Annotated in this window: 11 protein-coding genes and 1 riboswitch; of the genes, 2 read left to right on the top strand and 9 right to left on the bottom strand. The window is 42.5% G+C overall.

Features of this window, described 5'->3' with window-relative positions; translation table 11 throughout:
• The 9 genes from purN to purE all read right to left on the bottom strand — a co-directional run bounded on the left by purN (position 1) and on the right by purE (position 9,071).
• The gene (gene purN, locus LIZ98_RS08690) at positions 1-606 is read right to left on the bottom strand and encodes a phosphoribosylglycinamide formyltransferase (protein ID WP_227139433.1); all 606 of its coding nucleotides are present in this window, start codon (positions 604-606) and stop codon (positions 1-3) included.
• Positions 603-1,646, bottom strand: coding sequence for a phosphoribosylformylglycinamidine cyclo-ligase (purM, locus tag LIZ98_RS08695; protein WP_227139434.1), 1,044 nt, complete (start codon positions 1,644-1,646; stop codon positions 603-605). Before purM ends, purN begins: the two co-directional genes overlap by 4 nt.
• A gap of 401 nt (positions 1,647-2,047) precedes the next feature.
• The gene (gene purF / locus LIZ98_RS08700) at positions 2,048-3,463 is read right to left on the bottom strand and encodes an amidophosphoribosyltransferase (protein WP_227139441.1); all 1,416 of its coding nucleotides are present in this window, start codon (positions 3,461-3,463) and stop codon (positions 2,048-2,050) included.
• Entirely contained in the window at positions 3,448-5,664 is a 2,217-nt protein-coding gene (purL, locus tag LIZ98_RS08705; protein ID WP_227139435.1) for a phosphoribosylformylglycinamidine synthase subunit PurL, read from the bottom strand. Before purL ends, purF begins: the two co-directional genes overlap by 16 nt.
• Positions 5,648-6,334, bottom strand: a complete 687-nt coding sequence (gene purQ, locus LIZ98_RS08710; RefSeq protein WP_227139436.1) for a phosphoribosylformylglycinamidine synthase subunit PurQ — start codon at positions 6,332-6,334, stop codon at positions 5,648-5,650. The genes purL and purQ overlap by 17 nt, the downstream gene beginning before the upstream one ends.
• A complete protein-coding gene (purS, locus tag LIZ98_RS08715) occupies positions 6,331-6,585 on the bottom strand; it encodes a phosphoribosylformylglycinamidine synthase subunit PurS (protein WP_034767979.1) in 255 nt (84 codons plus the stop codon). Before purS ends, purQ begins: the two co-directional genes overlap by 4 nt.
• Positions 6,578-7,297, bottom strand: coding sequence for a phosphoribosylaminoimidazolesuccinocarboxamide synthase (gene purC / locus LIZ98_RS08720; protein ID WP_227139437.1), 720 nt, complete (start codon positions 7,295-7,297; stop codon positions 6,578-6,580). The genes purS and purC overlap by 8 nt, the downstream gene beginning before the upstream one ends.
• A 174-nt stretch (positions 7,298-7,471) precedes the next feature.
• The gene (gene purK / locus LIZ98_RS08725) at positions 7,472-8,599 is read right to left on the bottom strand and encodes a 5-(carboxyamino)imidazole ribonucleotide synthase (RefSeq protein ID WP_227139438.1); all 1,128 of its coding nucleotides are present in this window, start codon (positions 8,597-8,599) and stop codon (positions 7,472-7,474) included.
• The gene (gene purE / locus LIZ98_RS08730; protein WP_034767987.1) at positions 8,583-9,071 is read right to left on the bottom strand and encodes a 5-(carboxyamino)imidazole ribonucleotide mutase; all 489 of its coding nucleotides are present in this window, start codon (positions 9,069-9,071) and stop codon (positions 8,583-8,585) included. The genes purK and purE overlap by 17 nt, the downstream gene beginning before the upstream one ends.
• 141 nt (positions 9,072-9,212) lie before the next feature.
• A riboswitch (purine riboswitch) is annotated at positions 9,213-9,314 on the bottom strand.
• Between the two features lie 416 nt (positions 9,315-9,730).
• Between purE and LIZ98_RS08735 the strand changes: the two genes are divergently transcribed.
• Positions 9,731-10,546 (top strand): pyruvate, water dikinase regulatory protein, encoded by an 816-nt coding sequence (locus tag LIZ98_RS08735; RefSeq protein ID WP_034768082.1) that lies wholly within the window; start codon positions 9,731-9,733, stop codon positions 10,544-10,546.
• Between the two features lies 1 nt (position 10,547).
• Positions 10,548-13,211 carry a pyruvate, phosphate dikinase gene (gene ppdK, locus LIZ98_RS08740; protein ID WP_227139439.1) on the top strand — a complete coding sequence of 888 codons (2,664 nt, stop codon included), beginning with the start codon at positions 10,548-10,550 and terminating at the stop codon, positions 13,209-13,211.
• Positions 13,212-13,362 lie beyond the last annotated feature (151 nt).

Here is a 13,362-nt window from a genome sequence, read left to right on the forward strand (position 1 = left end):
TTATTTAGCCTCCAATTGTGTTCTTGTAGAAAAGGATGATGAAAAGTTTAACAGCTTTTGTAAAGTAGTCGGGTATAATTGATGTTCAACGGCCTGAATTTTAACTTGTAATGATTCCCTTGTTTCATCAACGGAAATGGGAACAGCTTGTTGGGCGATTATTTTTCCGGTATCCATTCCTTCATCGACATAATGGATCGTTACACCGGTTTGTTTTACACCTGCTTGTAAACTTTGTCCGATCGCATCCAGTCCGGGAAAAGCCGGCAACAGGGAAGGATGTATATTAACGATTTTTCCTTCGTAATGCTTTAAGATTGTTGGACCAATGAGTCGCATGTAACCGGCCAATGCAATAAATTCAATGTTCATTTCGACGAGTTTTGCTAGAATGATTGTTTCATATGCAGCTTTATGTTGATATTGTTTCGGATTAAATAAAAATACGGGAATATGTTCCGCTTCTGCTCTTTCAATTACATAAGCACCCGGCCGGTCACAAACGAGAAGCGCAATATTTGCCCGAAGCGTTCCTTCTTTAACGGCATCAACCAATGCTTGGAAATTACTGCCGTTACCGGATGCAAAGATGGCAATATTTTTCATTGTCCGCCCTCATTTCTCAAAATTTGGATACCGGGCTTATCAGTTACCGTTCCAATTAGAAATGGTTTTTCACCTAGGATTTTGAAATGGCTTAATAGTGCATCCGCTTCTTCAGGAGGTACGGCAATGACCATGCCAATCCCCATATTAAAAACATTATACATTTCAGCCCGGTCCAGTTTACCGATTGATTCCATGAGTGTAAATATTGGCGGGATTTCCCAGCTGCCTTCACGGATAATGCAACCGCAGCCGTCCGGGAGCATCCTCGGTATATTTTCAATAAAGCCACCACCGGTTATATGGGCCATTCCTTTCATATGGAATTTTTTTAATGCGGCTAAAATTGGTTTGACATAAATTCTTGTCGGTTTCAGTAATTCTTCGCCAAGTGTCGATTGTAATTCAGGGAACCAATCATTTAAGCTGAATTTCTTTTCTTCCAAAAACAATTTGCGAACGAGGGAATAGCCGTTGCTGTGAATACCGTTTGCTGCCAGACCGATAAGGACGTCGCCGCTTTTAATGGTGGAACCGGTGATAAGATTTGCTTTTTCAACGGCACCGACGGCAAAACCGGCAATATCATATTCGCTTTCATCGTACAAACCGGGCATTTCAGCAGTTTCTCCGCCAATTAACGCACAGCCGGCAGCCACACAACCATCGGCCACTCCTTTTACAATGGCTTCAATTCGTTCAGGTATTGCTTTCCCACAGGCGATATAGTCTAGAAAGTAAAGCGGTTCGGCCCCTTGAACAACAATATCATTGACACACATCGCCACGGCATCAATTCCGATTGTATCGTGTTTATCAAGAAGAAACGCCAACTTCAATTTTGTTCCGACCCCGTCCGTTCCTGAAACTAAAATTGGTTCCTTCATGTTCAGGACGGACAGATCGAACATAGCTCCAAAACTGCCGATTGCCCCGAGTAATCCCGAGCGGTTTGTCCTTGATACATGTTTTTTTATTCGCTTTACCGATTCATAGCCGGCTTCAATATCCACTCCGGCCGCTTTATAGGCTTTTACCATGAATGAAACCCCCGTAATTTTTTAGCTAATGGGAAAGTATAAATTTTTCAATTTCTACTTTCCTAACGCATAAGTGCATAAGGAATGCTTCGCTGGAATACATCGCAGCTGAAAAAAATTTATATTTTTTCGGTGAACTAGAGAAGCTTCCGTAGCATTACCTCGCAAGCGAAAATGTATTTTCGCTCACTACGGCTCTGCTCTCGCCTAAAGGCTCGGACGTCCGAGTTTTCTTTACCGGTTTATCATAAACCGGATCATCTAATTGTTGAAAGTGAGCGTACGAATTTGTTCATTTCCTTTACCAAATTTCCTGCTGGGTTGAGTTTGCAGACTTGCCGGAAATCTATGTGTTACTAGATAAATCAGGACTCATTGTAAGGATACATTCTAAATTTTCATTAAAAATCAAATCCTCTTGTTCCAACGGCAAATGTCTCGCGTTCTGTCGGGTATTTACCGGTAAAGCAGGCAAGACAGCTCCCTTTCATGCTACCGCTTTGCTCTCTTCCCAGTGCTTTCAACATGCCTTCCACACTTAGAAAAGTTAAAGAATCCGCACCGATGATTTGCCTGATTTCTTCCACCGATTTATCGCCGGCAATCAATTCTTCCCGAGAGGAGGTATCAATCCCATAGAAACAAGGATGTTTGATTGGCGGGGAGCTGATGACGACATGAACTTCCCGGGCGCCGGCTTCTTTGAGCATCCGCACAATCCGTCGACTGGTCGTCCCGCGAACGATTGAATCATCAACCATAATGACCCGTTTTCCTTCGACAACCCCACGGACCGGGGATAATTTCATTTTTACTCCTTGTTCGCGGAGTTGTTGGGTCGGTTGGATGAATGTTCGCCCCACATAGCGATTTTTGATGAGACCTAATTCATACGGAATGCCGGATTCTTCAGCATACCCGATGGCGGCAGAAATGCTTGAATCAGGAACACCGGTGACGACATCCGCATCAATGGGCGCTTCAAGTGCCAATTGCTTTCCTAAGTTTTTTCTTGCAGTATGGACATTCATTCCTTGCAAATCACTGTCCGGTCGGGAAAAATAAACATATTCCATCGTACATAAGGACATTTGCGTCTGCGTCGTAAATATTTCAGAACGGATTCCATCATGATTAATAATCAGCATTTCACCCGGTTGGACATCCCGGATATAGTCAGCGCCAACAATATCAAAAGCACAAGTTTCCGAAGCTACAACATAGGAATCTCCCAGTCTTCCGATTGATAAAGGTCTTAAACCATAAGGATCAAGAGCGACAATTAATTCTGTTTCGGTCATAAGTAAGTAGGCATACGCACCTTGCAGCATGTTCAAGGCAGCTTTCATTTGATCGATGAATTGCGTTCGTTTGCTTCTTTTAATTAAATGGGCAAGTACTTCTGTATCGGAAGTCGTTTGAAAAATACTGCCTTCCGCTTCCAATAAAGATCTTAGCACTGTTGCGTTGGTCAAATTCCCGTTATGGGCCAGAGCAAGGCTGCCGGTTTGTGATTTGAACAGGAGCGGCTGGACATTTTCTGGTCCACTGCCGCCTGCTGTTGCATATCGAACATGTCCAATGGCACCTGTTCCCTGCAAATCATCCATATCATTTTTAGAAAAAACTTCAGTAACTAAGCCCTCACCCTTTTTTATATGAATTTGTTTTCCGTCGGTAACAGCGATTCCTGTCCCTTCTTGACCGCGGTGCTGGAGACTTTGCAAGCCGTAATAGGTGATATGAGCGGCATTATGATGTCCCCAAACCCCAAAAACTCCACATTCTTCATTTAATCCCCTTAGTTCAGCAAGCATGGGATCGCCCCTTTCCATGCTTTTTTGATTTTTTCTGCCTCTACTTTGACGACCGTTTCATTATTAACGGAAATTTGTAAAATAGGTTCGGCTGTAACTCTACCGATAAGTTTGGCAGGTACAAAACGTTCAAATTGCTTGCGGTTTTCTACTTTTACCGATAAAATGAACCGTGATTGCGATTCACTGAATAATTGAGTGACGGCTTCACCTTGGAGTTCAACATCAGCTCCAATTCCGTCTGCCCCAACGATACATTCACTAAGCGCCACTGCAACTCCGCCTTCACTGACATCATGGCAAGAGGCAACAAGTCCGGCACGTATCGCTGTAAGTATTTGCTCTTGGTATAAAACCTCCACATCTAAGTCAAGTAACGGGGATTTTCCAAATATTTCTCTATAGATAAGCTTTTGCAATTCACTACCACCAAATTCCGGTTTTGTTTCGCCAAGGAGATAGATTAAATCTCCCGCCTGTTTAAATTGTTGGGTAGTAATATGATTAAGATCTTGAATTAATCCCACCATACCAATAACCGGTGTCGGATAAATCGCAGTGTCGTTCGTCTCATTGTAAAGAGATACGTTCCCGCTAATCACCGGTGTTTTTAAAACACGACAAGCCTCACTGATTCCGTCGGCAGCCTTTTCTAATTGCCAAAAAATTTCCGGATTTTCCGGACTGCCGAAATTTAAACAATCGGTAATGGCGAGCGGTTCGCCACCGGAGCAAACGATATTTCTTGCTGCTTCACTGACAGCAATTTTTCCGCCGGTTTCCGGGTCTAAATAAATGTACCGGGAATTACAATCTGTCGTCATGGCCAATGCTTTTCTTGTGCCGCGAATACGAACAACGGCAGCATCGGAACCGGGAGCTACAACGGTATTTGTCCGTACCATGTAATCGTATTGGTTATAAACCCATTCTTTGCTGGCAATGGTTGGTTGTTGTAATAACTGTAACAATGTTTCCTCGATATTTTCTACTTTCGGAATTCGGTTTTCCATTTTTTGAAACGTCCGATAATAAGCCGGTTCTATTGATGGTTTGTAGTAAACCGGTGCATCTTCACTTAAGGCATCGGCGGGTACTTCGGCAACAACTTCTCCGTGATGAAGAAGGCGTAACATTTTATCATCTGTGACTCGTCCGATGGCCACAGCTTCCAACCCATATCTTTTAAAAATATCGATAATTTCTTGCTCTCTTCCATTTTTTACGACAAGGAGCATACGTTCTTGGGATTCAGAGAGCATCATTTCGTATGGTGTCATTCCGGTTTCACGTTGAGGAACCAGGTCTAAATTCATCTCGATTCCGGATCCGGCTTTACTGGCCATTTCCGCGCTCGAACTGGTAAGACCGGCTGCACCCATGTCTTGAATACCAACGAGTGCATCGGATTTAATCACTTCTAAACAAGCTTCAAGTAGTAATTTTTCCATGAACGGATCACCGACTTGTACGGCCGGGCGTTTTTCTTCGGATGCTTCCGTTAACTCTTCTGAAGCAAAAGTGGCCCCGTGGATACCGTCACGACCGGTTTTGGCACCGACATACATGACCGTGTTTTCGACACCATGTGCTTGCCCTTTTTTTATATCTTCATGATTGAGTATGCCGACGCACATCGCATTAACAAGCGGATTCCCCTCATAGCAAGCATCAAATTGGATTTCCCCGCCAACTGTTGGAATCCCAATACAATTTCCATAGCCGGCAATTCCGGCAACCACTTCTTCAAATAAATATTTTCCGCGTGCATTCTTCAATTCGCCAAAACGTAAGGAGTTAAGGATGGCAATTGGACGGGCGCCCATCGAGAAAACATCACGGATAATCCCGCCGACACCGGTGGCCGCTCCTTGATACGGTTCGATGGCCGATGGATGATTATGGCTTTCAATTTTAAAAACAACGGCCTGATTATCGCCAATATCGACAACCCCTGCGCCTTCCCCGGGTCCTTGTAAAACGTGCGGACCGGTAACAGGGAATTTCTTTAAGATCGGTTTCGAGTTTTTATAACTGCAATGTTCCGACCACATAACAGAAAAGAGTCCAACCTCGGTGTAGTTTGGCAACCGTCCGAGAGTCTTTTCAATCCGGGAGAATTCTTCATCGGTCAAGCCCATTTGACTGTAAACTTTTTCTGCCTTTATTTGTTCCGGACTCGGTTCAAGCTTTAATTGCATGGGATTCCCTCCATTGATTAACAATTGATTGGAAAAGCTTCAATCCGTCATGACTACCTAAAAGATTCGCCACCGCCCGTTCTGGATGGGGCATCATACCAAGAACATTTCCTTGCTTATTCATAATCCCGGCAATGTTTTCGATACTGCCGTTTGGATTTTCGTTGTGATAGGTAAAAACAATCTGGTTATTGGCTTTTAGTTTTGCTAATGTTGTTTCGTCACAGTAATAATTTCCTTCCCCGTGAGCGATTGGAATTTCAATTATTTCTCCGGGAGCATATTGATTCGTGAACATGGTGTTCGAATTTTTTACTTCAAGGAGAACGGGCCGACAAATGAATTTCAGGCTATCGTTGCGTCGCATGGCTCCCGGAAGAAGACCGGCTTCAAGCAAAATTTGGAACCCATTGCAGACACCTAAGACCGGTTTTCCGAGTTCAGCGGCTTTGACGACTTCATTCATCACGGGACTGAAGCGGGCGATGGCACCGGTCCGCAAATAATCGCCGAATGAGAAGCCACCCGGGAGAAGAATGGCATCAAAGCGGTCTAAATTTGTTTCATCATGCCAGACATATTCCGCTTCTTCACCGAGTTCATCAATAACCGCATGGTACATATCAATGTCACAATTAGAGCCGGGGAAAACAATCACGGCAAATTTCATTGGGGCACACACTCCTCAATTTCATATCGATAATCTTCAATAACCGGATTGGCAAGCAATTTTGAACAAATTTCTTCAATCATTGCGTCTAATTGATCTGCTGTTTCCCCAATTGTTAGTTCCATATATTTTCCGATTCGAACATCATTGACATCGTCGTAACCCATCATACGGAGCGATTTTTTGACAGCAGTCCCTTGAGGGTCAAGCACACTTTCCTTCAACGTAACATAGACCTTTACCTTATACATGTTGTTTTCCTCCCAGTCTTTGTAAAATCGTTTCATAGGCGTCAATTAAATTGCCGAGGTCTTGGCGAAATAGATCTTTATCTAACTTTTCATTTGTATCGATATCCCAAAGCCGGCATGTATCCGGGGAAATTTCGTCGGCAAGCAAAATATTGCCGTCCGCATCTATGCCAAATTCCAATTTAAAATCGACCAGCTTTAAACGGCATTCTTTAAAAAACTCGGTTAATATGTCATTGATTTTCAAGGCCAAGGTTTTTAAAGTTTCGATAATATCTGTGCTTGCAATTTCCAATACTTCAATTTGGTCATCGGTAATCGGCGGGTCACCGAGTTCATCATTTTTTAGGCAGAACTCGACAATCGGGCGTTTCAACCTTTTCCCTTCATCGACTCCGAAATGTTTTGAAAAACTTCCGGCCGCATAGTTTCTGACGATGACTTCAAGTGGGATGATTTTTACCCGTTTGACTAATTGTTCGTGGTCGGAAACTTTTTTTATAAAATGATTGGCAATTCCTTTTTCTGTTAACAGGAAAAAAAGCAAACTGGTAATCTCGTTATTTAAACGACCCTTTCCGGTGATTTCGGCTTTTTTTACACCGTTAAAAGCGGTGGCAGAATCTTTATACTCAACCCAAACAATATTTTCATCATCGGTGGCATAAATTCGTTTAGCTTTTCCTTCATATAAGGCCTCTTTTTTGATCATTTTATTTCCCCCGTATTTATTTTCTTCCGGCAGCTATGTTCTTGAAGTAGGTGATACAAATGGTGGATGCACCGAGAAGTTTAGCTGTTACAAGTGAATAGATTTACCAAGTAATGTTTTCCTCCAGTTCTTGTCAGAAATGACTTTTTCCCGGTCCCGGGTCCCCGTTAGGATTCACCAAATATTGTTTTCTTCCAGTTCTTGTAAGGCTTCATCTGTATCGTTACATAGACGGGTGAGATGCCCCATTTTTCGTCCCGGTTTTGCTTCGTTTTTTCCGTATAAATGAATCTTCCAATGTTTAAAATGATGAAGATTTTCCAGCAATGGTTCGAGATGTTCGCCTAAAATATTCACCATGACAGCCGGTTTCAAAAGTGCCGTTGAACCGAGCGGCAAATTACAAATGGCCCGAATATGTTGCTCGAATTGGGATGTCATGCAGGCTTCAATCGAATAATGACCGGAGTTGTGGGGTCTTGGTGCGAGTTCATTTATATAAATTTCTCCATCTTCCGTAACAAACATTTCTACCGCCAATGTGCCAATTAAATGAAGAAACTCAGCAATTTTTTTAGCAGCCGCCATCGCTTTTTCTTCCGTTTCTTTATCAATTCGTGCCGGAACGATGGTTTGATGTAAAATATTGTTGCAATGAATATTTTCAGCGACTGGAAAGACCGCCGTTTCCCCATCCGGATTTTTTGAGACAATTACTGAAACTTCTTTTGTAAACGGAATCCATTGTTCTAACACACAAGGTCCGGTGGAAAGTAAGGAGGCTGCAAAAATCCGATCATGTTCCGTTTTTATGACCAACTGTCCTTTGCCGTCATATCCGCCTGTAGCCGTTTTTAAAACTGCAGGGTATCCTAGATTTTCCAGTCCGTGTTCGAGTTCCGTTTGATTGAGAATGACCTCGTATGGGACAACAGGGACGCCCGCCTTCTGAATGGTCGCTTTTTCATAAATTCGGTTTTGGGTTACCCGTAAAATTTCCGTTCCTTGAGGGACATATGCATGGTTTGTTAACCAACTCAGTGCATTCGTGTCAATATTTTCAAATTCATAGGTGATGACGTCACTTTTTTCAGCCAGTATTTTAACGGCCGCTAAATCATTGTAAGCTGCCACAATTTGTTCATCAGCTACTTGACCGCATGGACTATTTGGTGTCGGATCAAGGACGATGACGCGAAAACCCATTGATTTTGCCGCCAATGTCATCATTTGTCCGAGTTGACCTCCGCCGATCACACCAATTGCTTGTCCGGGTAAAATCGTTTTAAACAAGCTGATCACTACTTTCTAGGACACTGTTTTTTGCTTCTTCCCGCAAATGATGAAGTTTTGCGGCGATTTCGTTGTCAAAGGCAGATAAAATTTGTGCCGCAAGCAGTCCGGCGTTCTTTGCACCGGCAACACCGATTGCGACCGTTGCGACAGGGACTCCGGCAGGCATTTGGACAATTGATAATAGCGAATCCAATCCATTTAATGCCTTTGATTGAACAGGTACGCCAATAACGGGAAGTGTCGTTTTGGCGGCAACCATACCGGGTAGATGGGCAGCTCCACCGGCTCCGGCAATAATCACTTTCAAGCCTTCATCTCTTGCCGTTTCTGCAAAAGAGAACATGAGGTCCGGTGTTCTGTGAGCTGAGACCACTTTTTTTATATAAGGAATTTCCAATTGTTCAAGTACATCACATGTATGTTTCATTGTTTCCCAGTCCGATGTGCTTCCCATAATGACTCCGACAAGTGGCTTCACAAGTGTTCCCCTCGATTCTTTAAATAGATAAATAGAAAAACCCGGTATTGACAACCTCCCTCACTAAGAGAAAGCAGTCAATACCGGGTCAGGAAAGAGGACATACGGCAAAAATATGCACAACATGTCCGGGATAATCCGTTTTGAACTACTTTCTCTCATAGTCCAATGATTTACGGTCATTGGGTAGAGACTTATGGGCCATATTCCCATCATTATATGAGAGAAAACATATTTGTTTTGAATTCAAGTATATCTTAACAATTACAGAAGGACTTTGTCAACGGAATTATCGAACATTAAAAATTAATTTGGCATAAATGTTCGGTTTTTGTGATTAAAAATTTCTCTTTATAATAAAGAAGGAAACGAACCTATGCTGTTTGTGGCACTTTCTTAAGATAAAGGTGAACAAGTTAATTTGTATTCATAGACCAGAAGGAAGTTTTGCCGGCTATTTTGGTGGAACTTTATTATTTTGCAAAAAGGACAACTGATTTTTTGACAAATATGATATACTAATTATAAAATATAGTATCATATTTATATGATGGGTCAAAAAAATGATGGAAAATAATAAAAAATGTGTGATATAATGTGACCTGTAGTTAAATAAAGTTAGCTTGTTCACTAGAATTTTAATAAAGGGGGAGAAAGTTATTACCCGACAAAAAGTAGTTCATGTTGTATCAGATTCGGTCGGCGAAACAGCGGAATTAGTCGTAAAAGCTGTTGCCAGTCAATTTAACGGAGGTCATGTGGAAATTAATCGGCATTCGTTTATTGAATCTACTCAAGACATTGATGAAGCAATAAATTCAGTTGATGAATTGAATTCACTGATTGCTTACACTCTTGTTATCCCTGAGCTAAAGGAATATTTAGATCGCCGTTCGGCTGAAAAAGGTATTTTTTCTGTTGACTTGCTTAGCCCGCTCCTTCATGTATTTGAGGACTTTTTTAAACAGGAAGCAAAACATCAGCCAAAATTAATTAGACGAATGGATGAAGCGTATTTTAAAAAAATTGAGGCCATCGAGTTTTCGGTCAAATATGATGACGGGAAAGACCCTCGTGGTTTAAAATGGGCTGATTTGGTTTTAATTGGTGTTTCCCGTACATCGAAAACACCGCTTGCCATGTATCTGGCCCACCACGGATATCGGGTGGCCAATGTTCCGATCGTTCCGGAAGTCGCGCCGCCAAAAGAAATTTTTGAAATTCCGAGAAGCAAATGTGTCGGTTTAACAATTAGCCCGGAAAAGTTAAATGAAGTCCGTAAAGAACGATTGAAATCCATGGGGTTAAATGCAGAGTCAAACTATGCAAGTATGGAACGAATTTTTGAAGAATTGGATTATGCCGACAGGATCATGAAACGGATTGGCTGCCCAATTATTGATGTTTCGAATAAAGCAATTGAAGAGACAGCCAATTTAATCATACATACTTTGAAAAGAGGAAGGGGACTGTAGAATGGAGAAATATGTCTACTTGTTCAATGAAGGAAACAGTGATATGCGCAACATCCTTGGAGGAAAAGGTGCTAACTTGGCTGAAATGACCAATATCGGTTTACCGGTTCCATTCGGTTTTACCATTTCAACACAAGCTTGCAATGATTATTATAAAGCAGGTAAAAAAATATCGGATACGGTTGAACAACAGATTTTAGTTGCACTCGAACAACTTGAAGAAAAAACCGGGAAAAAATTAGGAGACGTGACGAACCCGCTGCTTGTTTCCGTTCGATCCGGTTCCGTCTTCTCCATGCCGGGGATGATGGATACGGTGTTGAATCTCGGCATGAATGATGAAACGGTTAAAGCGGTGGCAAGACTGACAAATAATGAACGATTTGCGTACGATTCATACCGTCGCTTTATTCAAATGTTTAGTAATGTGGTGTTAGGAATTGACCTTTTTTATTTTGAACAATTTTTAGAAGAAACAAGGGAGAAAAAAGGGTATAAGGTTGATCCGGAATTAACGGCAGAAGATTGGCAAGAAGTAATTGCCGGCTACAAAGCGATTGTGAAAAGGCAGAAAAAGATTGAATTCCCGCAAAATCCGCAAGAACAATTGTTTTTAGCAATCCGTGCCGTATTCGATTCTTGGAACAATCAACGAGCCATTGTTTACCGTCGTATTCATAAAATCCCGGACAGTTTGGGAACAGCTGTAAATGTACAAAGCATGGTTTTCGGAAATATGGGAATTGACTCCGGTACCGGGGTGGCCTTTACCCGTAATCCATCTACCGGTGAGCATCAACTATACGGTGAATATTTAATGAATGCTCAAGGGGAAGATGTTGTGGCCGGCATCAGGACGCCTGAAGCGATTCATGTTTTAGAAAAAGAGATGCCGGATGTATATAAAAAACTGTTGGCAACTTGCCAATTATTAGAAAAACATTATCAAGATATGCAAGATATTGAGTTTACTATAGAACGCGGTGAATTATTTATTTTACAAACAAGAAACGGAAAACGGACGGCACAAGCGGCTGTTCAAATTTCCGTTGATATGGTTCGGGAAGGGATTATTGATAAGGAAACGGCAATTTTACGGGTTGATCCCGAACAGCTAAATCAGTTACTACATCGACGAATTGATCAAACGGCTAAACGAGTACCACTGACAAAAGGACTTCCGGCGTCACCGGGGGCAGCAACGGGAGCAGTTGTTTTTGATGCAGATGAGGCAGAACAACTTGGGAAAGAAGGGAAAAAGGTGATTCTTGTTCGTCCGGAAACAACGCCGGATGATATTCACGGGATTGTCGCAGCCGAGGCTGTTGTCACGAGTCGCGGCGGGATGACGAGTCATGCTGCTGTTGTGGCGAGAGGAATGGGGAAAGCTTGTATTTGCGGCTGTGAATCTTTGAAAATAGATTTGAAGAATAAGCTGTTTACGGTTGGCGATACCGTTGTCAATTATGGGGATATAATTACAATTGACGGTTCGACCGGGGAAATTATGCTTGGCGGAATAGAAATGATTGAACCGCAATTGTCTGAAGAATTTAAGTTGTTACTTTCCTGGGCGGATCAAGTTCGAGAAATCGGTGTCCGTGCCAATGCCGATAACCCGGTAGATGCCCGGAAAGCTTTCGAATTCGGAGCCGGCGGGATAGGGTTATGCCGAACCGAACATATGTTTATGGACCCGAAACGCATCCCGATTGTGCAAAGTATGATTTTGGCTGAAAACTATGAGGATCGTAAGGGTTTCCTTGATCAATTGCTCATCATGCAACAAGGCGACTTTGAAGGAATTTTTGAAGCGATGGAAGGTCATCCGGTTACCATTCGCCTGTTGGACCCGCCAATGCATGAATTTTTACCGGATAAAGAGGAATTATTGGTTGAAGTGACCAAATTGCAATTAACTGCACCGGATTCACCGGAGTTAGCCGAGAAAGAGCGGCTGTTGAAAAAGGTGAATCAATTGGCGGAATTTAATCCGATGCTTGGTCACCGCGGTTGTCGTTTGGGCATTATTTACCCGGAAATATATGAAATGCAAGTTCGGGCTATTATTAATGCAGCAGTGAAAGTAACGGAAAAAGGAATACCGGTCAAACCGGAAATCATGATTCCGCTTGTTGGTCATGTCAATGAATTAAAGCGGATGCGCCAACTTGTTGAGGAGACGGCAGAACAAGTGATGAGTGCTACCGGTGTTTATTTTGATTATTTAGTTGGAACGATGATTGAAGTGCCGCGGGCCGCATTAACTGCCGATCGAATTGCCGAGCAAGCGGATTTCTTCTCTTTTGGGACGAACGATTTGACGCAAACAACATTTGGTTTTAGCCGCGATGATGCAGAAGGAAAATTTTTACAAACATATATTGAACAAAAAGTACTGCCGGAAAATCCGTTTGCCGTATTGGATCGGGAAGGTGTCGGCAAGCTGATTGAAATGGGGGTCACGCTCGGTCGAAAAACGAAGAGGAACTTGAAAACCGGAATATGTGGCGAACATGGCGGTGAAAAGAGCTCGATTGAATTTTGCTATTTAGCCGGTCTCGATTATGTCAGCTGCTCACCATACCGCGTTCCGTTAGCTCGTCTTGCCGCGGCACAAGCGACGATTCAACATCGAGGGAGCATTGTGGAAGCAGTTAGATAATATACGAAGGAATGAAGTTGGAAGCCTTGTAGCAGGGGCTTCCTTTTTTAAAAAGATAAGAAAGTATAAAAATACAAGTAAATAGTTTGAAATTAATTTTATTGTCTAGCTCCGAGCGCCAGCGACTGAGAAACTAGCTCCCCTTTAATGT

The sequence above is a fragment of the Caldibacillus sp. 210928-DFI.2.18 genome, assembly GCF_020554505.1.
In the GTDB taxonomy this organism is placed as follows: Bacteria; Bacillota; Bacilli; order Bacillales; family Caldibacillaceae; genus Caldifermentibacillus; species Caldifermentibacillus hisashii.